The organism is Chitinophaga sp. XS-30 (assembly GCF_008086345.1).
Taxonomy (GTDB): Bacteria; Bacteroidota; Bacteroidia; order Chitinophagales; family Chitinophagaceae; genus Chitinophaga.
This window is the reverse complement of the sequence record NZ_CP043006.1, coordinates 2,259,755-2,282,570: the sequence shown is the minus strand read 5'-3', so window position 1 is coordinate 2,282,570 and position 22,816 is coordinate 2,259,755. Positions and strand designations below refer to the sequence as shown.

Below are 22,816 nucleotides of genomic sequence, written 5' to 3'. Positions count from 1 at the left end.
GTGATAACGGTTATTTGGAGGGGACGCCCTCATCCAGCAGCCAGTGGCCGTTCAGCTTCAGCACTTTTTCGATCACATCGCGAACGCAGCCCTGCCCGCCACCGGCGGGTGAAATATACTTTGAAATGCTTTTGATCTCCGGCGCGGCGTCAGCGGGACAAGCCGGCAGGCCGCACATCTGCATGGCGCGGTAGTCGGGGATATCGTCTCCCATGAAGAGCACCTGCTCCCACAGAAGGTCATGCTCCAGGGCGTAGTCTTCCAGCTTCTCCGGTTTGTCGGTCACACCCGTGAATACATCATTGATACCCAGTCCATTCAGCCTGCTGATCACACTTTCGGAGCGCCCGCCGGAAATGATGGCTACGCGGTATCCCGATTTTACGGCCAGCTGCAGCGCGTACCCGTCCCGGATGTTCATCTTGCGGCTCTGCTCTCCGCCGGGCAGCAATTGCACCGTGCCGTCGGTCAATACCCCGTCCACATCGAATATGAACGTGCGGATGTGCCGGAATTGTTCCAATACGTTCATCTTTACACGCGGTTAGTGTGCGCAAAAATATCTGTAAAAACGGATTTCGCCAATAATGATATTGATTGCCGGTGCCGGTCACTCCCCCGAATGATGGAACTGATAGATGCTTTCAGACAGCATGGGGTATATCTGCTGCATGGAGGGGTAATGTTCGAGAATGGACTGGTGGAGGGTCATCGTCTGCTCATCCTGCCTTAAAGCCGGCCCCGTCTGCACGCTTTCCGGCGGAAACTTGTCCAGCCGCAGAAAGGTTTCCCGGATAATAGGCGTCAGCAGGGAAAAATCCCGTCCTTCCTGCTCACAATAGAATTTGGCCAGGGCGATGAGGTGATTGGTGAAATTATTGCAGAATACCGCCGCCAGGTGCATCTGCAGCCGCTGGGCGGAATTCATCACGGCAATGGTGGAAGAAATGCTCTGGGCCAGGGCAAACAGCCGTTTCTGCACCTCTTCGTTACCGGCTTCCAGGAGAATGGGGATGGCGGGATAGCTTTTCACCTCTTTCCGGATGCTTTGCAGGGGGTACATGACACCGGTATTGGTGGAAATGCGGGAAATGGCCGACATGGGCACCGCCCCCGCCGTATGCACCACAATGCGCCTGCCCAGCCGCAGCTGGTCATTCATTTCCGGGATCACACTGTCTCCCACGGCCAGCAGGTACACATCGGCCTCCATATCTATATCCAGCAGATCATCCGTGTACCCGCCCCCCAGGAGCTCCGCCAGTTCCCGCGCATGCTCCTTCCGCCGGCTGATCACCTGCTTCACATGGTGGCCGTGCAGCTTCATCAGATGCCCGAAACAATGCGCCACATTCCCGGCCCCGATAATTACTATATCCATGGTGTATAACTTTAAACAGACGGTATGATGGCCCAAATCCATGCCAATCCGCCTCTTACATGGGTTAATTTTCTCATGTAATATTAGTGAAACAAACCTGCCTTTGTGCTAAAAGGGATAAATAAATATATGAAAAATCGCTTCCCGGCATTGCTGCCTCGAAATCAACTATTTAACAGATACTATTTTTTATATCAACCTACTTTTATATACTTGCACAAATCGGATTTGTAACATTTGTACAAATTTTGGCGTATTTACAGAAATAAAAGCAGGCGTTCATGGCTAAAAATCTCGTAATTGTTGAGTCTCCGGCAAAGGCAAAAACGATTGAAAAAATACTGGGCAAAGAGTTTGAGGTGAGATCTTGTTTCGGCCATATCCGCGACCTCGAGAAGGACGATATGGGCATCGACATCAAAAACAACTTCAAACCCAAGTATATAATACCAGAAGACAAGGAAAAAGTTGTAAAGGAGCTCAAAAAACTGGCGAAAGATACCGACGAGGTTTGGCTGGCTACGGATGAGGACCGCGAAGGGGAAGCCATATCCTGGCACCTTTGCGAAGTACTCGGCCTGGACCCCGCCACCACCAAACGCATTGTTTTTCACGAGATCACGAAGCCTGCCATCGAGAAAGCCGTACTGGCCCCCCGCCTGCTGGATATGAACCTGGTGAACGCGCAACAGGCGCGCCGCATCCTGGACCGTATCGTGGGATTTGAGCTGTCGCCCGTACTGTGGAGAAAGATGAGCATGCGCAACTCCCTCTCCGCCGGCCGCGTACAATCCGTAGCCGTACGCCTGATCGTGGAGCGTGAGCGGGAGATCAACGCCTTTGCCACCACCAGCAGCTTCAAAGTGGAAGCCTGGTTCACGGCTCAGGACATCCAGGGCAAAACCCTGTCTTTCAAAGCAGAAGGGCCTACCCGCTTCAAAACAGCGGAAGACGCCGAAAAATTCCTGCAGCAATGCATCGGCGCGGCCTATACCGTTAGAGACATTCAGGTGAAACCGGGCAAGAAATCGCCCGCCGCACCATTCACCACCTCCACCCTGCAGCAGGAGGCCAGCCGGAAGCTGGGCTACAGCGTATCCAAAACCATGCTGCTGGCGCAAAAGCTGTATGAAAGCGGACAGATCACCTATATGCGTACGGATTCCGTGAATCTCTCGGAAACAGCCATGACGGACATCAGCGGCGCCATCCATAAAAACTATGGCGAACGCTACTTTCACGCCCGCAAATACAAGAACAAAAATGAGAGCGCCCAGGAAGCGCACGAAGCCATCCGCCCGACGTATATGGAAAATGCCACGGTGGATGACTCCGATCTCAAAAGATTATATGAACTGATCTGGAAACGCACCATCGCCAGCCAGATGAGCGATGCCGAACTGGAAAAGACCATCGCAAAGATCAACATCTCCACCAATAATGAAGATCTGACCGCCAGCGGTGAAGTGCTGAAATTCGACGGCTTCCTCAAAGTGTATATGGAAGGCCGGGACGATGAGGATGAAAGTGAAGAAGAACAGGAACAGGAAGGCGTATTGCCCCCGCTGACCGTGAAACAGGCGCTGGAACTGAAGGAAATGAAAGCCACGGAACGCTTTACCCGCCCTGCACCAAGATACACGGAAGCCAGCCTGGTAAAGAAACTGGAAGAACTCGGCATCGGACGCCCATCCACTTACGCACCCACCATCACCACCGTACAGAAACGCGGTTATGTGGAGAAACGCGATAAGGAAGGCGTAAAAAGGGACTTCCGCATCCTCAGCCTGAAAGACGACCAGATCAGCAAGGTGACCGATCAGGAAAATACCGGCGCGGAAAAATCGAAGCTTTTTCCGACGGACCTGGGCATGCTGGTGACCGACTTCCTCAAACAGTATTTCGAAAGGGTGATGGATTATGGCTTCACCGCCAAAATTGAAGAAGAGTTTGATGAAATAGCCCATGGCAAGAAGAAATGGAACAAAATGCTCGGGGAATTCTATGATCCCTTCCATCACAATGTGGAGGAAACACTGGAAAAAGCCGAACGCGTAAAAGGCGAACGCCTGCTGGGGGAAGACCCCGCCTCCGGAAAGCCCGTCTCCGCCCGCATGGGCCGCTTTGGCCCGATGGTGCAGATCGGTACCGTGGAAGACGAGGAAAAGCCCCGCTTCGCCAAGCTTAAACAAACGCAGAGCATCGAGACCATCTCCATGGAAGAAGCAATGGACCTCTTCCGTCTCCCCCGCAACCTCGGCCTCTTTGAAGGCACCGACGTTACGGTGAACATCGGCCGCTTCGGGCCCTATGCGCAGCATGACAAGAAATTCTATTCCCTCAAAAAGGAAATGGACCCTTATACCGTGGAGCTGGACGAAGTCGCACCGCTGATAGAGGAAAAACGCAAAGCCAAGGACGAACGCACCATCAAAATATTCGAGAAAGAAAAGATACAGGTACTGAAAGGCCCATATGGCCCCTACCTGAAAGTAGGGCTGAAGAATTTCAAGATACCGAAAGAGAAGATAGACACCGCCGCAGACCTCACCGCGGAAGAAGCCAAAGCCATCATCGAAGAGGCAAAGGCCAATCCGCCTAAAAAGAAAGCGCCCCCCAGAAAAAAGAAAGCGGAATGATCGTTCAGGGTTGATGGCAGACAGCGAAAATTATCGCAACAATTCGTATATTGATAAAAGGAAAGACAATTACCCATCAACAAATCTAACCAGAGGAGGTCTATTGAACGAAACCAGGGAAATAAACGCATTATTCCATCTGCTGGATGATCCGGATCAGGAAGTGTTTGACACTGTGGCAAACAAGATACTGCTGTTCGGCAAGGAGATCATTCCCAACCTGGAGCATCTTTGGGAGAATACTTTCGATGAATCCATCCAGGAAAGGATAGAACTGCTCATTCACCGCGTGCATTACATGGACCTTCAGGAGGCCATGCGCATCTGGGCCACAACCGGTACGCAGGACCTGCTGCAGGGCGCCATCCTCGCTGCCCGGTATCAGTACCCGGACCTGGCAGCCACGCAGGTAAACACAGAGATAGAGCGCATTAAACGCAACATATGGCTGGAACTGAATAACTACCTCACGCCGCTGGAGCAGATCAACGTGCTGAACAGCATGATCTACAACTACTTCGGGCTGAAAGGTGAGGAAGTGTCCTACAACCGCAAGAACCAGTTCTTCATCAACCAGGTGATCGAAGCCAAAAAAGGCAATCCCATCACCAACGGCATCATCTACCAGGCGTTGTGCAATATGCTGGACCTGCCGGTGTATGCCGTGAATATTCCCCGCCAGTTCATCCTGGCTTATTTCGATACTTTCTACGATTTTACGGAACCCGCAGACCCCGGGGACTACCGCATCCTCTTCTTCATCGACCCCATACAGGGGCAGATCTATACGCAGCAGGACGTGGAAACCTACTTCAAAAGAGTGAATGTTCCCGCCCTGCCGGCCTACTACAAACCGCAGAGCAATACCCGCATCATCCAGTTCCTGCTGGAAGAAATGGCCAAATGCTTCCGGGACGAAAAAGAGTTGTATAAGAAAGACGAGCTGATGAATTTATCGCAGATATTGGAGTAGCCTTAACCCCCCGCCGGCCCAATAAAAAATCCCGGTTCACCAAAGTAAACCGGGACTCTTCAAAACAACCCGTTTCCAGGCTGCCCATAAATTCGAATATCATTTTTCACCGATCCCTGCCGGGTGGTGCTTATTTCGTGCGATAATACTTCATGGCCTCCGGCATCAGCTTCTGCAGCTGTGCTATACGGCGATCGTCACTCGGGTGGGTGCTGAGCAGCTCCGGGGGCTTCTGACCGCCGCCTGCTTTGGCCATACGCGTCCAGAAAGGAACGGCTTCCTGCGGGTTGTAGCCGGCCATCGCCATGAAGATCAGGCCGAGGTGATCCGCCTCCAGCTCGTTCTGGCGGCCATAGGCCATCAGGCCGAGGGGGCCGCCCACATTAAAGGCCTGCATGAAAACATTCTGCGCCTGCGGGTTCTTGTTCAGCGCCACGGCTCCGGCTACCTGGATGCCCTGTGCCACCAGGCCCTGGCTCATCCTTTCATTCCCGTGCCGCGCGATCGCATGTGCGATCTCGTGGCCCATTACGCAAGCCAGCGCCGTTTCGTTCTGGGTCACCGGCAAAAGCCCGGAGTACACCACCACTTTACCACCCGGCATGCACCAGGCATTCACCTGGTTGTCGTTTACAAGATTGAACTCCCATTTATAATTGGCCACTTCGTTCCCGAGGTTGTTCTGGGCCATGTAAGTGGTCACCGCCTGCGCAATACGCCCGCCTACCCGCTTTACCATTTCAGCATCTTTGCTGACACTGGGCGATACGGCCTTGTTCTGGGAAAGGAAAGACTGGTACTCCTGCAGGGCCATGGATTGCATGGTGCTCTCAGGAATGAGGTTTAACTGGCTTCTACCGGTGATGGGTACACGCGTACAGGCATAGATCAGGCCTGCCCCGGCAAATAAAAACAATGCGACTTTTTTCATCCGTCAATTTTTTACATTTTTTGCCGGATGGAATGTTATTTCATCCGTCAATTTTTTTACATTTTTTGCCGGATGGAATGTTATTTCATCCGTCAATTTTTTTACATTTTTTGCCGGATGGAATGTTATTTCATCCGTCAGTTTTTTACATTTTTTTCGCCGGATGGAGCCTTTATTCCGGCTTCATCCCGCTACAATTATAGAGATAGGTGGTTGCCCCTGCCAAAATTACCACTTTCCTAACACAGAGCAATCGCTGTGCCGGATTTGTATATGGGCGGGCAGAAATCAGGTATGTAGAAAACGTTAATGAAGAAAAGAGGGTTATTCCTCGTCTTCCTTGTTCTTGCGGTTCCTGAACAAGGGCACCTTGGATTCATTGCCGGTCAGCAGGCGGGCAATGTTCTTCTGGTGGGTGAGTACCACCATCAGCGCCACCGCGATCGCAAAGATGCGGTAAAACAACTCCTTCTCCCGGAAGATGAACAGAATGAGTACCGGGAATGCGATGCTGGCAATAATGGAACTCAAGGAAACATAACGGGTCAGAAAAAGGATCATCAGGAACACCCCTACGCAGCACAGCGCTACCAGGGGCTGAATAGCCAGCACCATACCAAATAGGGTGGCAATACCCTTGCCGCCGCGGAACCCGGCCCAGATAGGGAAGATATGGCCCACTACTGCGGCAAGTCCCAAACCGATCTGCAAATTGACAAGTTGGGTGATATGTTCCGGTGAATCGTAAATAGGTACAAGATAAGAAAGTCTTACAGCCAGAATACCTTTCAGCATATCCACGAGCATCACGAATGTACCGGCCTTCGGGCCAAGTACCCGGAAGGTGTTGGTCGCCCCGGCATTACCGGACCCATGCTCACGGATATCCATACCGAAAACCCCTTTGCTGACCCATACAGCGGTGGCAAAAGAGCCTATCAGATAGGCACCAATAAGTAGCAATAATTCTGTCATCACAATAAGTTAGAATACTAAGATAGTAAATATCCTGTTAAAAAGAATACAAAATTAACAGCAATTATAATACAAACTATCGTTAATCAGCAATTAAAATATGTAATTTTTTCCACACTAGTCAGCCCTGAAAGAAAGCGCAAGCCAATGCTCCCTGAGGGATTTACGCGCTGGATAAAGGTTTTCCATAGCTGCGGCTTTCACAATGGCTGGTTCATCTTCCTGCAAGATACCACTCAAAATCAACAATCCACCCATCTTCAATATTTTTTTCATATGACCCATATTGGCTAGCAGGATATTACGGTTGATATTCGCCAGGAGGATGTCGTACTGCTGCGATGTAATATTATCGAGCTGATCGGCCTGCCAGATCTGTACCCGGCCTGCACCGTTGGCTGCGGCATTCTCCAGTGAGTTCTCTACGGCCCAGCTGTCAATATCGATCGCATCCACCCTTGCGGCGCCGAGTTTCTCCGCCAGGATAGCCAGAATACCGGTGCCGGTGCCGAAATCGAACACTTCCTTCCCGGCAAAATCCACATCCCGCATCAGCTTTATCATGGAATAGGTGGTGGCATGATGACCGGTACCGAAAGACATTTTGGGTGTGATGATGATCTCATGCAACACCTTCCCTTCCAGCGGCGCGTGAAAAGCGGCGCGGATACCGCAGAAACCTTCCACCAGTACGGGCTCGAAACTGCTTTCCCAGACTGCGTTCCAATTCGCCTGGGCGATCGTTTCTTTCGTATAGTCCACTCCGTGATCATGCAGGATGCCCTGCAAAACAGCTTCATCGAATAACGTTTCAGGAATGTAGGCCACCAGCGTTTCGGCCGTTTCTTCAAAGCCTTCATAACCGGCATCGGAGAGTTGGGCTACCAGTATATCTTTCAGTCCGGAGGGTGCGGATACCGTGATGGCGATGTGTGACATGCCCGCAAGATAATTACAAAATCCTCAGTGCCAATGCAAAAATGTCAATTTGAAAAATTCCTTTGCATTAAGGCTTCCCGGGCTTATATTTGACATTATAATAATATAACCTTATCCTATGAAAAACCTTATCGCCCTGGCTGCCGCCATGGTCATTGTTACCTGCGGTAAAGCCCAGAACCTCGTCAAACCCTACGACATTCCGCTGAAGGATTCCATCTTTTACCAGGTCCAGTCCGCCGTTTTCATCATCAACAAACAGGATGTGGAAGATTATTTTACGGGGCTGGATACCATTCTCGTGCAAAGGGACTATGCGAAAGAGACGTTCCGCAACATCCAGTTCGCCCATCTTTCCCAGGAAGAGGTGCAACGGCACTACGGCATGGCCAAAAAATTCTGGTCGGCTTCCAAAGACAGCCCGCTGACCTATAGTACGGACCGGATCGCATTGTTCTGGTCAGAGAATGAGAACGTGCTGCTGCCTTATCTGGATGAGATATTGCCCGAGTTGCTGGAATATGGCAAGGTGCAGGTGGTAGACCGCAGTACGGGTAAACGGGTGCCGCAGTTTCAGATCGATTACGAGAGTGTGGACACCAAACATTTCAGGATATTCAAGTTCATAAAAGGCCGGATCATCTGGCGGGAAAGCGAAGTATTCCTGGAGCAGCTGACCAATGCCGGGATTTAGTGAATAACGACGTATAGCCTGAAGCGTTGGGAGCAACTCCCGACGCCATAGCCATAAAAAAAACGCTGCGTTCATCGCAGCGTTTGATTTTTATGTTCGTTTGTAACGGTCTATTGTTCATCGAACACCGGGCCTTCGAACGGAGCTTCTCCGGTCTGTTGCGGCGGGCGGCTGCTGCCACGGTCGCCACGATCACTGCGGTCTCCTCCACGGTCACGGTCAAAGCGGTCTCCCCCTCTTCTGTCCCCACGGTCACCACCACGGCGGTCACCACGATCACCACCACCTCTTCTGTCTCCGCGATCGCCACGATCACCACGGTCTTCCCGCTCAGGCCTTTCCACATAACCTTCCGGTTTCGGCATCAGCACTCTGCGGCTGAGCTTGAACTTTCCGGTTTTGGGATCGGTGCCTACCAGCTTCACTTTCACTTTCTCTCCTTCGCTCAGTACGCCGTCCATGTTCTCAAGACGTTTCCAGGAAACTTCAGAGATATGCAGCAGCCCCTGTTTGCCGGGGAGGAATTCAACGAATGCGCCGTAAGGCATTACGCTTTTCACCACGGAATCATATTCTTCACCTACTTCCGGAACGGCTACGATGCCTTTGATCCAGGCGAGGGCTTTATCAAGATTTTCTTTCTGTGCGGAGAAGATGCTCACTTCGCCGGTCTGACCAACTTCTTCGATATTGATGTTGGTGCCGGTTTCGCGCTGGATCTCCTGGATCACTTTACCGCCGGGCCCTATCACGGCGCCGATGTATTCACGATCGATGATCAGTTTCTCCATGCGCGGAGCATGCGGTTTCGGTTCCGGACGGGCTGCTTCCATACAGGCGTACATGGCGTCCAGGATGTGCAGGCGGCCTTTGCGGGCTTGTGACAGCGCAGCGCGCATCACGTCCATACTGAGACCGTCTACTTTGATATCCATCTGCACACCGCAGATTCCATCGCGGGTGCCGGTTACTTTAAAGTCCATATCACCGAGGTGGTCCTCATCTCCGAGGATGTCGCTCAGTACGGCCCATTTACCATCGCTTGCGCGGGAAATAAGGCCCATGGCGATACCGGAAACGTGCTTGGGCAGGGGAACACCTGCATCCATCAGTGCCAGCGAGCCGGCGCAAACGGTGGCCATGGAAGAGGAACCATTGGATTCCAGGATGTCTGACACTACGCGTACGGTGTAAGCATAGTCGCTGCCCGGCATCTGCTGTTTCAGGGAACGCATGGCCAGGTTACCGTGGCCCACTTCACGACGGCCAGGGCCGCGCATCATTTTCACCTCGCCGGTAGAGAAGGGAGGGAAATTGTAGTGGAGGATGAATTTGCTGTAGCTGGAGGTTGCGGCGTTCTCAAGCAGCAGCTCGTCATCCGGGGTACCCAGGGTAACGGTGGTGAGGGATTGTGTTTCCCCACGGGTGAACAGGGCGGATCCGTGCGGTGAAGGCAGCAGGTCCACTTCCATATTCAACGGGCGTACCTGGTCCAGCACACGGCCATCGAGGCGGATGCTGTCGTCCAGGATCATGTTACGCACGGTTTCTTTTTCCAGGTCATGGAAATATTCGCCAACCAGCGGAGCATCTTCTTCGGAAAGTTCACCCAAAGATTCCACCAGTTCTTCTTCGATCTTTTTGAAGGCTTCGGAGCGGTCATGTTTGCTGAGCGCGGATTTAGCCACTTTCAGGATAGGCTCTTTGGCAAAAGCGATCACTTTGGCCTTCAGTTCTTCATTCTGATAAGACTTTTCGTATTCGCGTTTTGCGGGACTGCCCACTTTCGTGCGCAATTCTTCCTGAGCTTTTACCTGTATTTTGATGGCTTCATGCGCCAGTTCGATCGCTTTCACCAGGTCTTCTTCCTGGCATTCCTTGCTTTCGCCTTCCACCATCATGATATTCTTGGCAGTGGCGGCTACGATATAGTCCATATCAGCTGTGGTCAGCTGGGTACGGGTAGGATTGATCACAAATTCGCCGTTCACGCGGGCGATGCGTGTTTCGGAGATGATCTCCTGAACAGGTACATCGGATACTGCGAGGGCAGCGGATGCGGCCAGTGCGGCCAGTGCGTCCGGCATTACTTCCGGATCGGAAGAAATGAGGGTTACCAGCACCTGTACCTCACAACGGTAATCATCGGGGAACAGGGGGCGCAGCGCACGGTCTACCAGCCGGGAGATCAGTACTTCATAGTCGCTCAGCCTGCCTTCCCGCTTGAAAAAGGAGCCGGGAATACGGCCGGCGGATGCAAATTTCTCCTGGTAGTCAACAGTGAGGGGGAAGAAAGATTGCCCGGGCTTGGGTTTCTGGGCGGCTACAACGGTAGCCAGGAGGATACAGTTACCAAGACGCACGGTTACCGCACCATCGGCCTGACGGGCCATCTTGCCGGTTTCAATGGTCACTTCGCGGCCTCCGCCTATATCAAATTTAACCGTAGTAGGTGTCAGATTCATACAAAAGTGAGGATTAATAAGGTATACATACAAAAAAACTATTCCCAACTAAAAAAGTTGGGAATAGCGCTATAACTAGTTTCAGATTACTTTCTGATACCTAACTTCTCAATGAGGGCACGGTAGCCGGAGAGGTTAGTTTTAGAGAGGTAAGACAGCAAACGCTTCCTTTGTCCCACCATTTTCATCAAACCACGGTGTGTGGAGAAATCTTTCTTATTCTGCTTCAAGTGAGCGGAAATACTGTTGATTCGCTCTGTTACCAGCGCAATTTGTGCTTCAATTGATCCGGTATTCTTCTCGCTACCACCGAATTCCTTGAAAATATTTGCTTTTTTTTCTACTGTTAAGTAAGGCATCTTTGATAATAATAAAATTTTTACTCGCTATTTTTCCGGTGCAAAGGTAAGAAGTAAAACAAGAAGTTCCAAATTCTATATTTACCTCTATCTATACTGAAAACCAATCTTTTATCTATACAAAATTTACTGCAGCATTATCGATCACCTGGCCGTTCTCCGTGCGCAACACCCGGGATGGAAACTTCTGTAACACAATGTAGTCGTGGGTTGCCATGATCAGCGCGGCCCCGTCTTCCCTGCAAATGCGGAACAACAGCTGCATGATGCCATCCGAAGTTTCGGGGTCCAGATTGCCGGTAGGCTCGTCCGCCAGGATCAGCTTCGGGGAATTCAGCAGGGCACGCGCAATATCCACACGCTGCTGCTCCCCGCCGGACAGCTCATAGGGCATTTTGAAACCCTTCGTGCCAAGCCCTACCTTCTCCAGCACATCATTGATCTTGTCCTCGATCTGCTTCGGCTCCTGCCAGCCGGTGGCCTTCAGCGCAAATTTCAGGTTGTCATGCACATTCCGGTCCGTCAGCAACTGAAAATCCTGGAACACCACACCCAAATTCCGGCGCAGATAAGGCACCTTCTTCCAGTCCATCTTCTTCAGATCAAATCCCGCCACCTGACCGGTCCCCTCCCTCAACTGCAGATCCCCGTACAATGTCTTCAGCAAACTCGATTTACCCGTCCCCGTCTTCCCGATCAGGTACACGAACTCTCCCCGGTTGACCGTAATATTCACATCAGATAAAATCAGCGAACTGCCCTGGTAGATATTCACATTCGCCAGTTGAACTATGGGTTGATCGAACATTTATTTCCGTTTTGATCCCCAAAAATAACTAATTACTTGTTAGCGATAGACATTCATCAATTAACTAAGAAAATAGTTTGTAAACTAAAATAATAGTTTTACATTTGAAATGCATCCAACTTCATTTACAAAACGAGACAAACATGAAAACGCTGACGAAAGCTGAGGAACAGATCATGCAGGTGTTATGGAAGATCGGCCCTTCCTTCGTGAAAGATATTATCGACGAGATGCCGGAACCGAAACCGCATTACAATACCGTGTCCACACTTGTGAAAATACTGGTAGATAAAGGTTTTGCAAGCTTCAAGGCCTACGGCAAAAGCCACCAGTACCATGCATTGGTTTCCAAGGAGGAATACAGCCACAAGACGGTAAAAAACCTGGTCTCCGGCTATTTTGAAGGCTCTTTCAGCAATATGGTGTCCTTCTTCGTGAAAGAAAAGGATATGAGCGTAGCCGACCTCGAACAATTACTGCAACAGATCAAGGACAGCAAAAACCAGGTAAAATGACGCCGCTACTCGCCTATCTCGCCAAAGTGATCATTTGCTCCGGCATCCTGTACGGATACTATCACCTGGCATTGCGCAACAACCGCTTCCACCAGTGGAACCGGTACTACCTGCTGCTGAGCACGGTGCTCAGCCTGGTTGTACCGCTGATCCGCATACCGCTCTCCTTCACTCCCGCGGAAACACAGGGTATCTACGTATATACCTCACAGGTAGTATCTCTCCGGGAACAGGTATTCACACCTTCCGAAGCGGGGCCATTTGCAAGGCTGAACTGGACTATCTGGCTCTATGGCGGCATTATTGTACTTGGAGTGCTGCGCCTGGCTTTCAGCTATCTGAAGATCCTGCGGCTGGTGCACCGGAGCCACACCGAATACATCAAACCTTACTGGCTGGTGCTATCCGAACACATTGCTGCGCCTTTTTCTTTCTTCAGGTACATTTTCTGGAACAACCAGATGAATGCCACCACAGCGGAAGGACAGCAAATGCTGCAGCATGAGATGGTGCATGTACAGGAAAAACACAGTACGGACAAGCTGTTCCTGGAGATCGTCACCGCCCTTTGCTGGATCAATCCTTTCTTTCATCTTATTAAACGGGAACTCTCGCTGATACACGAGTTCATTGCAGATAAAAAAGCGGTGGTGAACGGCAATGTGAGCGATTACGCGCAAACGATCCTGCAGATGGCCCTGCAGTCCACCCACCCCTTCAGTATGACAAACAATTTTTCCCAACATCCCGTCAAACGCAGAATTCTTATGCTTACACAATCCCGCAAACTAAGGTTCAGCTACCTGCGCCGGCTGATGATACTGCCCATTGCGGCACTGATATTCTGTTCCCTCGCTTTTGTGATAACGGAAGAGAAGATGGAGCAGATTGGCAATAACATTGCCATGATCCATCATGCCGCAACGCAGCCTGACAATGATCGTTCCGGTAATGCCGCTACGCCGGTTGCTGTCAGTAACGATTCCGGTGCGCCAGTTCCGGACAACAATACCTCCGGGATGACAAATGCCCATACGCAGGTTTCACCGCCACCACGCCCGGTGACCACGCCGGAAACTGCTGCAGCTCCCGCACGGGACACCACGCCTAAAAAAGAAGTGTTCACATTCGTAGAGCAACCGCCTACCTTCCCCGGTGGCGACAAGGCACTGGCGATATACCTGAGCCGGAATATCCGTTATCCGCATCAGGCTGTAGAAAAGGGAACGAAGGGCACCGTATTTGTATCCTACATTGTAACAGAAGATGGCAGCGTAACGGATGTCAAAACTATTGGCGCAAAGAAAGGCGATGGACTGGAAGAGGAAGCCATCCGCGTAGTAAAAGCCATGCCCAAATGGAATCCCGGCAAACAAAACGGCCGTTATGTGAGTGTACAGTTCAACCTGCCGATCCGGTTCACGATGACTGAAGTCAAAAAAGAAGAAACCAAAGGCCCGAAAGTTGGTGAGGATGGCATCTACACGAATGCGGACGTTTTACCCAGGTTCCCCGGTGGTGATGCGGGACTGGCAAAATACCTGGGCACCAATATCCGGTATCCGGCCAAGGCAGCCAAGGCCGGTTTGCAGGGTAATGTGATCGTTTCTTTTGTACTGGATACCGAGGGCCGCATCAGCGATATCAAAGCAGTGAACAAGCCGCTCCTTGGCGGCGGTCTGGAAGAAGAAGCCATCCGGGTAGTAAAGAGCATGCCCAAATGGCACCCGGCCGTAGATGGTGACAAGTCTGTTCCCTTCCGCCTTGCTTTGCCGGTAAGGTTCCACCTTCAGTAATCGTCAGTTACCAAAAATGGGGAGGGAATGACCAATAATAAAGTGAAAGCGCCGAGAATCGCGTAAACGAAAATTATCCCCATCAGGGACCCGAATAAAAATAGGCTGCATCAAAAGCGATGCAGCCTATTTTTTATTTTGATGATATATCGTTACTGATGCTAAAGATCGTATCAGGCGTATTCAAACGTACCGTTCACACTCTTCACCGTTACTTTTTTAGCGGGACTGTCCGTCACCCTGCCTACTACCCGGGCATCGATATTGTAGGTCTGCGCCATGCGGATGATATCGTCCGCTATCTGCTCCGGCACATACAGTTCCATGCGGTGCCCCATGTTGAACACCTGGTACATTTCCTTCCATGCGGTGCCGGACTGCTGCTGAATGAGCGAGAACAATGGCGGCACGGGGAACAGGTTATCCTTGATCACATGCAGGTTTTCAATGAAGTGCAGCACTTTTGTCTGCGCCCCGCCGCTGCAATGCACCATGCCATGCACCTGCGGGCGGAACTGCTCCAGTATCTGCCGGATAACCGGAGCGTAAGTACGGGTGGGCGACAGCACCAGCTTGCCGGCCGTAATATTCCCCACGCCGGGGATATCGATCATATCGGTAAGCGCTTTGCTTCCGCTGAACACCAGTTCTTTGGGAATGGCGGGATCGTAGCTCTCCGGGAATTTTTCGGCCACCGTTTTGTTGAAAACATCGTGACGGGCGGACGTAAGTCCGTTGCTGCCCATACCGCCGTTGTACTCCCGCTCGTAAGTGGCTTGCCCATATGAGGCCAGTCCAACTACCACATCGCCCGCCTGAATGCGGTCGTTAGAGATCACATCAGCACGTTTCATGCGGCAGGTTACCGTGGAATCCACAATGATGGTGCGCACCAGGTCTCCCACATCCGCGGTTTCCCCACCGGTGGAGTAGATGCCCATGCCATAGCTGCGCAGCTCTTCCAGTATCTCTTCCGTGCCGTTGATGATAGCCGCGATCACTTCCCCCGGCACCAGGTTCTTGTTCCGGCCGATGGTGGAAGAGAGCAGGATATTATCCGTAGCCCCCACGCACAGCAGGTCATCCGTATTCATGATGATGGCATCCTGCGCAATACCGCGCCATACACCGAGGTCCCCCGTCTGTTTCCAATAAGCATAGGCCAGGGAGGATTTGGTGCCGGCGCCATCTGCATGCATGATATTGCACCAGCTGGCGTCACCGCCCAGGATATCCGGGATGATCTTGCAGAATGCCCGGGGAAATAATCCTTTATCGATATGCTGGATAGCATTATGCACATCTTCCTTTCCGGCTGAAACGCCTCTTTTGGCGTAAAGGTTTTGGTCCACGATATTCCTTTGATGAGTTGTAATAAAGTGCAAAAGTATTGGAATCCGGGCAAAACATTTAGATTTGCACGGCGTTTTTGAAAATATGATCATCTAACCATGCAGGTTCACAGGGATTTACAACAATTGCCGGCTTTCAGGAATGCCGTGGTCACCATCGGCACTTTCGACGGGGTGCATAGCGGTCACCAGTATATCCTGCAGCAATTGCAGGAAGCGGCGGATGCCTGTAACGGAGAAACGGTGATCATCACATTCGATCCGCATCCGCGGGAAGTGCTGGCGCCAAAGGATAGTACAGTGCGGCTGCTGACCACGCTGGAGGAAAAGATACAGTTGCTGGAGCAACACGGTATCCATCACCTGGTGGTGGTTCCGTTCACCAAAGCCTTTTCCGAACTTTCCGCGCAGGCTTACCTGGAAGATTTCCTGATCCGCACCTTCCGGCCGCATACCATCATTATCGGTTACGATCACCGCTTCGGGCATAACCGTGAAGGCGGGCTGGAGCTGCTGGAAACGGAGCAGCAGCAATTCGGTTTCCGGTTGCTGGAGATCCCGCAGCAGGTCGTGCACAACCTGACCGTGAGTTCCACCAAGATCCGCCAAAGCCTCCAGGAAGGAGCCATCCAGCTGGCCAATGAACTGCTTGGCTATCCGTACTTTCTTCAGGGCAAGGTCATTCATGGGGATAAAATGGGCCGGCAGCTCGGCTTCCCTACCGCCAACATACAGCTGCATGATACCCGGAAGCTGATACCGGCACAAGGCGTATATGCGGTAACGGTAGCAACCGGCGGGGAAAGTTACCGGGGCGCGCTCAACATTGGCACACGCCCTACTTTTAATGGTACTGAACTGCGGATAGAAGTGTATATTCTTGATTTTGACGGGGATATCTATAATGCGGACATCCGTGTATCCTTCCTCGACTATATCCGTTCGGATAAAAAATTCGATACCGTTGACGCGCTGGTATTACAGATGAAAAACGATGTGGAACGCGCCCGGCATTTCTCCGCTCCCTGAGCGGATCAGGGCCTCAGCATCCTGAATACCATTTCCTTCATCAGTTCCCCGTCCTCATTCCCGCTATCATTAATACCGATGCTTCGCAGATTGTACTGATGCAGCAAAAGAATAGCCCTTTCCGTACCCCCGGGCCCGAATTTGCGGGCGGCGGCGGTATAATCTTTCAGGAAAAAGGGATGCACGCCCAAGGCGGAGGCCATTTCCTTCTCCCCGCCTTTTACCCCGAAGAGCAGGTTGATCTTGGAAAAATAGTTGTACAGGGCCGGGATCACCATCTGTATAGGCGCGGCTTTGGGGTTGGCGGAAAAATACCTGACAATGCGCATGACCTTTGGCATATCCTGTTGCCCCAGCGCATTCTGCAGCTCAAAGACATTATACTCCTTGCTGATGCCCACATACTTTTCAATATCGTTCTCATCGATCTTCTTGCCCTGGGGCAGGTTCACCAGCAGCTTGTCTATTTCATTGGCGATACGGGAAAGATCGTTGCCGATGTGATCTGCCAGCAGGATGCAGGCCTTTTCCGATATGGCGAGCCCCTGGCTCTTCACATAGGCTTCGGCCCAGGAAGGCAACTGGTTGTCGTACAGTTTTTTGGTGGAGAGGATAACGCCTTTGTCTTTCACAAGCTTGGCCATCTTGCTGCGCCCGTCGATCTTCCCCTGTTTGTGCGCCACAACGAATACGGTGGATTCCAGGGGCTGCTCGATATAAGCTTCCAGCTTGAGGAGGTCCCGCATGGACTGGGCTTCTTTCAGGATCACGACCTGGCGCTCGGCGAACATGGGATAGCGGCGGCAGGCGTTGACAACGGTGGCCCAATCGGTATCCTTCCCGTATAATACGGTGAGGTTAAACCCTTTGTCCGCTTCACTGAGCAGCTTATGCTCCGCATAATCCACCACCTGGTCTATAAAAAAATCCTCTTCTCCTTCCAGCCAGTACAAGGGGCGGAATTTTTGCTGTTTCCAATCTTTGATGATATCCTGGTATTCCATTTTTTGCTTGTTATGTCTGTCACGCTACGATCTGCACCCCTTCTTTTTCTATCAGGGGAAGCCCTTTGAACCGGAGCAGCAATTGCCCTACCGTCAGTACATCTTTCTGGCAATACTCCACGATCCTTGGCAGGTTGCGCTCTTCCCAGTACACCTTCCCCACCATGCTCCCGTCAATATCGTCTTTCGGTGTGGGAATGCCCAGTACGGCCGCCAGCAGCTTCAGGGAGGTGTAGTTCCGGAACTCACCGAAACGCCAGATCAGCATGGTATCCAGGATCGGCGCCTCCCAGGGCTTGAAATGGTGCAGATGCATGGGCTGCGGTAAAAGCAGGCCGTTTATCAGGGCACGGCGGCAAAGATATGGAATATCAAATTCGCGGATGTTATGACCGGCAAATTGAAAACGGGGGTATTTTATGGAGAATTTTTGCACGAGCTCCAGGAAGCCGCTGAGCACCGTTTTCTCGTCGTCACCGGAAAAAGATTTGATACGTAATTGATACTGACCATTTTCCACATAAAAAAAACCGACAGAGATGCAGACCACCTTTCCGAATTCCGCATATAAGGCCGCCTTCTCGAAATAGGTTCCTTCCTCATCTTCGGAATCTGGCGCAATTTTTGTGCTTTTCTCCAGCCACAGGGCTTGAAACCCGGCTGGCAGATGATCGAAAGATGCAGTAAGTGGGGTAGTTTCTATGTCTAACAGGAGTAATTGATCCAGAGAGGTGTTGTTCAGCACAGCCAAAAGTTTTAAAACGCGTAATTTAAGCAAATTTTAACGTTTCTGCTTTTCAGAAAATTTTACCCATATAAACTATCTAAAATAAAACGACAACATTATGGCGGAAAACACTTTCAATACTGACACACCCAGTAATTCCGGACCTGAAAAACCAAAAAACAACAAGAACGCAATCATTTATGGTGTGCTCATTGCTGCCCTCGTGGGTACATGGGGTTATATGTATTATGACAAAAGCCAGGCCAGTAAAGAGATCGCTATTAAAGACAATCAGCTGGACACGCTGACCAACTCCCGCAACGAACTTCAATCCGACTTTGATGCCGCCCGTGCCCGCCTCGATAACCTGATCTCGCAGAACAGCCGGATGGATAGCCTTGTGAAAAGTAAAGACAAGGAGATCGCTGACATGAAAGGCCGGATCAGCAATATTCTGAGCAACAAAAATGCGACTGCCGCCGAGCTTGCAGAAGCGCGCAGGCTCATTGAACAACTGAAATCCAGCACAGAATCGTACGTACAGACCATCGAGCGCCTTGAAGGAGAAAAACTGGTGATCACCGGTGAGCGCGATTTCGCCCGGAAGGAGCGTGATTCCGTAGCATCTGTAAAAGACAGCCTGGGCAAACAGGTGGATCTCGGCTCAGTACTGCATGCATCCAATATCAAGCTCTCCCCCATCAATCTGCGCCGCAACGGCAAGGAAGAAGTGACCTCCAAAGCAAAACGCGCGGACATGATGCGGGTTTCTTTTGATGTGGACAACCGCATTGCCACCAGCGGCGAGAAGGAGATATTCGTAGCCATTACCGCTCCCGATGGTTCTCCCCTGGCCGTAGAGGCCCTGGGCAGCGGCCGCTTTACACTCGATGACGGCACGGAAAAACTCTACACGGTGAAAAAACTCGTTTCCTACACTACCGGCACCAACCAGTCCGTTAGTATGGACTGGAAACAAAACTCCGATTTCAAACCGGGGGATTACACCGTGGAGATCTACCAGGACGGTTTCAAGATCGGTTCAGGCAAAGTCAACCTGAAAAAAAGCGGGCTGTTCAACTAACATCGCATTAACAGATATATTATGCTCATGAAAAGGGGTGTTCCGGGATCCGGTACGCCCCTTTTATATTCACAGGCTTTTCATTAACATATGTAATATAGATTGTTAAAGATTGGTTATTGAACAAAAAATATATATAAAAATAAAATAAATTTATTTTTCTTTGCCAATAATTCGGCGCAGGCGTTCGAGAAAAGGTATAATGACGAGGTAACCCGGTCAGTGATATAGTAAGCAGCGAAAAAACAGTTAACTTATTTTACCCTTCCGCCTTGCTTCAGCTAAAATCATGGATGTGTTCGACAATTCTAAAGACATGACAAAATCGAATAAAGTAGTTTATGTAATCGATGACGATGAAATTTTCCACTTTATTGTAAAGAAAATGTTCGGGCTGGAGGGCTGGGATGTGGTGGTAAGTTCCTTTTTATCCGCTGAAGAAGCGATCGAGAACCTGGGTTCTTTCGCGGCGCAAAACCTGCCTTGTCTGATCATCCTTGATATGAACATGCAGCGAATGAATGGCTGGGATTTCATAGAGGCGTACCGGGAACTGAAACAGCGCCTTCAGCAGGACGTTCCCATCATCATGTGCTCCTCCTCCATGAATATCCAGGACATGGAGAAGGTGAAGAAAACACCGGAACTGATGGCGTATATCACCAAACCGCTGGATAAATCCAAGATGAAGGTGATCGAGGAATATCTTTGAACAGTTAACAACCGAGCTATAACAGATGCTGGCAACAGCAGTTAAAACCCAGAGAAGTACACATAAAAGAAAAGAGCGGAGGTCATTCTCCGCTCTTTTCTTTTATGCCTGTTTGTTGCTTTATACTTTACACGGTCACCTGTTCTCCGTACATTTCGGCGCGCAGTGTTCTTACGCGTTCATCCGCCAGGTATTCGTCGAACGAGGTGAGGCGGTCGATAATACCGGAAGGCGTGATCTCGATGACGCGGTTGGCTACGGATTGCATGAACGTATGGTCATGCGTGGTGAAGAGCACAATACCTTTGAAGTTCACCATGCTTTCGTTGAATGACTGGATGGATTCCAGGTCCAGGTGGTTGGTGGGCTCATCCAGGATCACCACGTTAGGGTCCTGCAGCATCATGCGGGATACCATGCAGCGCACTTTTTCACCGCCGGAGAGCACGGATGTTTTCTTCATGATCTCGTCTCCGCTGAACAGCATTTTGCCGAGGAAACCGCGGAGGAAAGGCTCATCCACATCGGTCACATGCGGCGGCACATACTGGCGCAGCCAGTCCATCAGGTTATAATCCCCGGTAAAGAACTCCGCGTTGTCGTCCGGCAGGTATGCCTTTGTAACGGTGGTGCCCCATTCCAGCTTGCCGCTGTCCGCCTGCTGATCCCCATTGATGATATCAAAGAAGGTAGACAGTGCCAGGTGGTCTTTGGAGAGGAATGCGATCTTGTCGCCTTTATTTACGGAGAAGGTAACGTCGCTGAACAGTTTGCGGCCGTCCACGCTTTTCTCCAGTTTCTCAATGTTCAGTATCTGGTTGCCTACTTCGCGCAGCTGCTTGAAGATGATGCCGGGGTATTTGCGGCTGGAGGGCTCGATATCCTCGATCACCAGTTTCTCCAGGGCTTTTTTCCGGGAGGTGGCCTGTTTGGATTTGGAGGCGTTGGCGCTGAACCGGGCGATGAAGTCCATCAGGTCTTTACGCTTCTCCTCCATTTTCTTGTTCTTGTCGTTTACCTGGCGGGCGATCAACTGGCTGGATTCATACCAGAAGGAGTAGTTACCGGTGAAGATCTTGATCTTGGCCCGGTCCACATCCGCTACGTGGGTACATACGGCATCGAGGAAGTGACGGTCGTGGCTCACCACGATCACGATATTCTCATAATCGGCCAGGAAGTTTTCCAGCCATCCGATGGTTTCCACATCCAGGTGGTTGGTGGGCTCATCCAGCAGCAGGATGTCCGGATTGCCGAACAATGCCTGTGCCAGCAGTACGCGTACCTTGAGCGCCCCGCTGAGGTCTTTCATCAATGTGCTGTGCAGCTCTTCTTTCACGCCCAGATCGCCCAGCAGTACGCCGGCGTCGCTTTCCGCGGTATAACCGCCCATTTCACCGTATTCTGCTTCCAGCTCACCTGCGCGCATGCCGTCTTCTTCGGTAAAATCCTCTTTCGCATAGATGCTGTCCCTTTCATGCGCTATTTCCCAGAGCTTTTTATTGCCCATGAGCACAGTATTCAATACAGTCACCTCATCAAACTCATAGTGGTTCTGCTTCAGTACGGACATCCGCTCACCGGGGGTGATCTCCACGGTACCCTTGTTCGGCTCTATTTCGCCGGACAGTATCTTGAGAAAAGTGGATTTACCCGCTCCGTTGGCGCCGATCACGCCATAGCAGTTACCTTTGGTAAAGTTGAGATTTACTTCGTCGAACAACACCCGTTTGCCGAAAGAAAGCGTTACGTTTTTTACACTGATCATTGCGCAGACTGTTAAAATTGAAGCCGCAAAGTTACAAAATATTAATGGTTTCGGGAACACCGATTCCCGCGGCTAATGAACAATCCTGCCAGCGTACTGTTATCTAAATAAATAAAAAACTTATTATATGATCGAACATCTTGCCAGATTCTGGTGGTTATTCGTCCTCCGTGGCGTTATGGCGTTGATATTTGCCGTTGTGGCATTCATCTGGCCGGCCATTACCCTGTCCATCCTCGTGGTTTTCCTGGGGGCTTATCTCTTTGTGGACGGGTTGTTTTCACTGGTGCACGGCTTCCGGATCATTAAAAGGGACAATCATTGGTGGGTGCTGGTGCTGGAGGGGGTGCTGGGCATAGCGGCCGGGCTGGTGGCCTTGTTCATGCCGGGCATTACGGTTGTTTTCCTGGTGACGCTGATCGCGTTATGGTCCGTGGTCACGGGGATACTGGAGATCGTACTGGCGATCCGTTTGCGGAAAGAGCTGAAGAACGAGTGGATGCTGGTGCTGGCAGGGGTATTTTCGCTGCTTTTCGGCATACTGTTGTTTGCACAGCCACTGACCGGCGTTGTGGTGATCGCCTGGTGGCTGGGTGTGTACGCGCTCGTATTCGGGCTTTTTCTCGTGATGGCGGGGCTGCGGCTGAAGAAGGTGAAAAGCTGAA

Annotated in this window: 21 protein-coding genes; 9 read left to right on the top strand and 12 right to left on the bottom strand. The window is 51.1% G+C overall.

All coding sequences use genetic code 11. The features are described 5' to 3' along the window. Positions 1-10: 10 nt before the first annotated feature. On the bottom strand, positions 11-532 hold the full coding sequence (locus tag FW415_RS09435) for an HAD family hydrolase (protein ID WP_148384128.1): 522 nt from the start codon (positions 530-532) through the stop codon (positions 11-13). Positions 533-610: 78 nt separating this feature from the next. Further along, a complete protein-coding gene (locus FW415_RS09430; protein WP_168208744.1) occupies positions 611-1,381 on the bottom strand; it encodes a Rossmann-like and DUF2520 domain-containing protein in 771 nt (256 codons plus the stop codon). A gap of 281 nt (positions 1,382-1,662) precedes the next feature. On the opposite strand from FW415_RS09430, the gene topA reads away from it, so the two are divergent. Together topA and FW415_RS09420 are read left to right on the top strand one after the other, a co-directional pair. Continuing rightward, entirely contained in the window at positions 1,663-4,020 is a 2,358-nt protein-coding gene (gene topA / locus FW415_RS09425) for a type I DNA topoisomerase (RefSeq protein WP_148384125.1), read from the top strand. Positions 4,021-4,123: 103 nt separating this feature from the next. Beyond that, positions 4,124-4,993, top strand: a complete 870-nt coding sequence (locus FW415_RS09420) for a transglutaminase-like domain-containing protein (RefSeq protein WP_148384124.1) — start codon at positions 4,124-4,126, stop codon at positions 4,991-4,993. Between the two features lie 130 nt (positions 4,994-5,123). Here the strand turns inward: FW415_RS09420 and FW415_RS09415 are convergent, their stop codons facing one another. From FW415_RS09415 to prmA, 3 genes are all read right to left on the bottom strand, one after another. Further along, positions 5,124-5,924 carry a M48 family metallopeptidase gene (locus tag FW415_RS09415; RefSeq protein ID WP_148384121.1) on the bottom strand — a complete coding sequence of 267 codons (801 nt, stop codon included), beginning with the start codon at positions 5,922-5,924 and terminating at the stop codon, positions 5,124-5,126. Positions 5,925-6,248: 324 nt separating this feature from the next. Further along, positions 6,249-6,899, bottom strand: a complete 651-nt coding sequence (gene plsY, locus FW415_RS09410; protein ID WP_148384119.1) for a glycerol-3-phosphate 1-O-acyltransferase PlsY — start codon at positions 6,897-6,899, stop codon at positions 6,249-6,251. A gap of 117 nt (positions 6,900-7,016) precedes the next feature. Beyond that, a complete protein-coding gene (prmA, locus tag FW415_RS09405; protein WP_148384117.1) occupies positions 7,017-7,838 on the bottom strand; it encodes a 50S ribosomal protein L11 methyltransferase in 822 nt (273 codons plus the stop codon). A 118-nt stretch (positions 7,839-7,956) separates the two neighbouring features. Here prmA and FW415_RS09400 point away from each other — a divergent pair, with 118 nt between their 5' ends. Beyond that, a complete protein-coding gene (locus FW415_RS09400) occupies positions 7,957-8,532 on the top strand; it encodes a hypothetical protein (RefSeq protein WP_148384115.1) in 576 nt (191 codons plus the stop codon). Positions 8,533-8,642: 110 nt separating this feature from the next. On the opposite strand, the gene FW415_RS09395 is transcribed toward FW415_RS09400, so the two are convergent. The 3 genes from FW415_RS09395 to FW415_RS09385 all read right to left on the bottom strand — a co-directional run bounded on the left by FW415_RS09395 (position 8,643) and on the right by FW415_RS09385 (position 12,164). Continuing rightward, entirely contained in the window at positions 8,643-10,997 is a 2,355-nt protein-coding gene (locus FW415_RS09395; protein WP_148384113.1) for a polyribonucleotide nucleotidyltransferase, read from the bottom strand. 86 nt (positions 10,998-11,083) lie between these two features. Continuing rightward, positions 11,084-11,356 carry a 30S ribosomal protein S15 gene (gene rpsO / locus FW415_RS09390; protein WP_148384111.1) on the bottom strand — a complete coding sequence of 91 codons (273 nt, stop codon included), beginning with the start codon at positions 11,354-11,356 and terminating at the stop codon, positions 11,084-11,086. Positions 11,357-11,471: 115 nt separating this feature from the next. Then, entirely contained in the window at positions 11,472-12,164 is a 693-nt protein-coding gene (locus tag FW415_RS09385) for a cell division ATP-binding protein FtsE (RefSeq protein WP_148384109.1), read from the bottom strand. A 143-nt stretch (positions 12,165-12,307) separates the two neighbouring features. On the opposite strand from FW415_RS09385, the gene FW415_RS09380 reads away from it, so the two are divergent. Continuing rightward, positions 12,308-12,679: a BlaI/MecI/CopY family transcriptional regulator gene (locus tag FW415_RS09380; RefSeq protein ID WP_148384107.1), complete on the top strand. Its 372-nt coding sequence runs from the start codon at positions 12,308-12,310 to the stop codon at positions 12,677-12,679. Then, positions 12,676-14,475, top strand: a complete 1,800-nt coding sequence (locus tag FW415_RS09375) for a M56 family metallopeptidase (RefSeq protein ID WP_148384105.1) — start codon at positions 12,676-12,678, stop codon at positions 14,473-14,475. Before FW415_RS09380 ends, FW415_RS09375 begins: the two co-directional genes overlap by 4 nt. A gap of 173 nt (positions 14,476-14,648) precedes the next feature. On the opposite strand, the gene FW415_RS09370 is transcribed toward FW415_RS09375, so the two are convergent. Then, entirely contained in the window at positions 14,649-15,827 is a 1,179-nt protein-coding gene (locus FW415_RS09370; protein ID WP_246858989.1) for an AIR synthase related protein, read from the bottom strand. Positions 15,828-15,926: 99 nt separating this feature from the next. Between FW415_RS09370 and FW415_RS09365 the strand changes: the two genes are divergently transcribed. Then, the gene (locus tag FW415_RS09365) at positions 15,927-16,856 is read left to right on the top strand and encodes a bifunctional riboflavin kinase/FAD synthetase (RefSeq protein WP_148384101.1); all 930 of its coding nucleotides are present in this window, start codon (positions 15,927-15,929) and stop codon (positions 16,854-16,856) included. 5 nt (positions 16,857-16,861) lie between these two features. Here FW415_RS09365 and holA read toward each other — a convergent pair whose 3' ends face one another. Together holA and FW415_RS09355 are read right to left on the bottom strand one after the other, a co-directional pair. Continuing rightward, positions 16,862-17,860: a DNA polymerase III subunit delta gene (gene holA, locus FW415_RS09360; protein ID WP_148384099.1), complete on the bottom strand. Its 999-nt coding sequence runs from the start codon at positions 17,858-17,860 to the stop codon at positions 16,862-16,864. Positions 17,861-17,879: 19 nt separating this feature from the next. Further along, complete coding sequence (locus tag FW415_RS09355) at positions 17,880-18,605, bottom strand: ribonuclease H-like domain-containing protein (RefSeq protein ID WP_148384097.1); 726 nt, start codon at positions 18,603-18,605, stop codon at positions 17,880-17,882. Positions 18,606-18,705: 100 nt separating this feature from the next. On the opposite strand from FW415_RS09355, the gene FW415_RS09350 reads away from it, so the two are divergent. Further along, positions 18,706-19,671, top strand: coding sequence for a hypothetical protein (locus FW415_RS09350; protein ID WP_148384095.1), 966 nt, complete (start codon positions 18,706-18,708; stop codon positions 19,669-19,671). A 316-nt stretch (positions 19,672-19,987) separates the two neighbouring features. After that, the gene (locus FW415_RS09345; protein WP_168208743.1) at positions 19,988-20,383 is read left to right on the top strand and encodes a response regulator; all 396 of its coding nucleotides are present in this window, start codon (positions 19,988-19,990) and stop codon (positions 20,381-20,383) included. Positions 20,384-20,510: 127 nt separating this feature from the next. Here the strand turns inward: FW415_RS09345 and FW415_RS09340 are convergent, their stop codons facing one another. Next, positions 20,511-22,151: an ABC-F family ATP-binding cassette domain-containing protein gene (locus FW415_RS09340; RefSeq protein WP_148384091.1), complete on the bottom strand. Its 1,641-nt coding sequence runs from the start codon at positions 22,149-22,151 to the stop codon at positions 20,511-20,513. Positions 22,152-22,278: 127 nt separating this feature from the next. Here FW415_RS09340 and FW415_RS09335 point away from each other — a divergent pair, with 127 nt between their 5' ends. Beyond that, complete coding sequence (locus FW415_RS09335) at positions 22,279-22,815, top strand: HdeD family acid-resistance protein (protein WP_148384089.1); 537 nt, start codon at positions 22,279-22,281, stop codon at positions 22,813-22,815. Position 22,816 lies beyond the last annotated feature (1 nt).

Excerpts from the sequence above, each read along its gene's own strand:
- FW415_RS09435 (WP_148384128.1), bottom strand. The coding sequence starts at position 532 with ATGAACGTATTGGAACAATTCCGGCACATCCGCACGTTCATATTCGAT.
- FW415_RS09430 (WP_168208744.1), bottom strand. The coding sequence starts at position 1,381 with ATGGATATAGTAATTATCGGGGCCGGGAATGTGGCGCATTGTTTCGGG.
- topA (WP_148384125.1), top strand. The coding sequence starts at position 1,663 with ATGGCTAAAAATCTCGTAATTGTTGAGTCTCCGGCAAAGGCAAAAACG.
- FW415_RS09415 (WP_148384121.1), bottom strand. The coding sequence starts at position 5,924 with ATGAAAAAAGTCGCATTGTTTTTATTTGCCGGGGCAGGCCTGATCTAT.
- plsY (WP_148384119.1), bottom strand. The coding sequence starts at position 6,899 with ATGACAGAATTATTGCTACTTATTGGTGCCTATCTGATAGGCTCTTTT.
- prmA (WP_148384117.1), bottom strand. The coding sequence starts at position 7,838 with ATGTCACACATCGCCATCACGGTATCCGCACCCTCCGGACTGAAAGAT.
- FW415_RS09400 (WP_148384115.1), top strand. The coding sequence starts at position 7,957 with ATGAAAAACCTTATCGCCCTGGCTGCCGCCATGGTCATTGTTACCTGC.
- FW415_RS09395 (WP_148384113.1), bottom strand. The coding sequence starts at position 10,997 with ATGAATCTGACACCTACTACGGTTAAATTTGATATAGGCGGAGGCCGC.
- rpsO (WP_148384111.1), bottom strand. The coding sequence starts at position 11,356 with ATGCCTTACTTAACAGTAGAAAAAAAAGCAAATATTTTCAAGGAATTC.
- FW415_RS09385 (WP_148384109.1), bottom strand. The coding sequence starts at position 12,164 with ATGTTCGATCAACCCATAGTTCAACTGGCGAATGTGAATATCTACCAG.
- FW415_RS09380 (WP_148384107.1), top strand. The coding sequence starts at position 12,308 with ATGAAAACGCTGACGAAAGCTGAGGAACAGATCATGCAGGTGTTATGG.
- FW415_RS09375 (WP_148384105.1), top strand. The coding sequence starts at position 12,676 with ATGACGCCGCTACTCGCCTATCTCGCCAAAGTGATCATTTGCTCCGGC.
- FW415_RS09365 (WP_148384101.1), top strand. The coding sequence starts at position 15,927 with ATGCAGGTTCACAGGGATTTACAACAATTGCCGGCTTTCAGGAATGCC.
- holA (WP_148384099.1), bottom strand. The coding sequence starts at position 17,860 with ATGGAATACCAGGATATCATCAAAGATTGGAAACAGCAAAAATTCCGC.
- FW415_RS09350 (WP_148384095.1), top strand. The coding sequence starts at position 18,706 with ATGGCGGAAAACACTTTCAATACTGACACACCCAGTAATTCCGGACCT.
- FW415_RS09345 (WP_168208743.1), top strand. The coding sequence starts at position 19,988 with ATGACAAAATCGAATAAAGTAGTTTATGTAATCGATGACGATGAAATT.
- FW415_RS09340 (WP_148384091.1), bottom strand. The coding sequence starts at position 22,151 with ATGATCAGTGTAAAAAACGTAACGCTTTCTTTCGGCAAACGGGTGTTG.
- FW415_RS09335 (WP_148384089.1), top strand. The coding sequence starts at position 22,279 with ATGATCGAACATCTTGCCAGATTCTGGTGGTTATTCGTCCTCCGTGGC.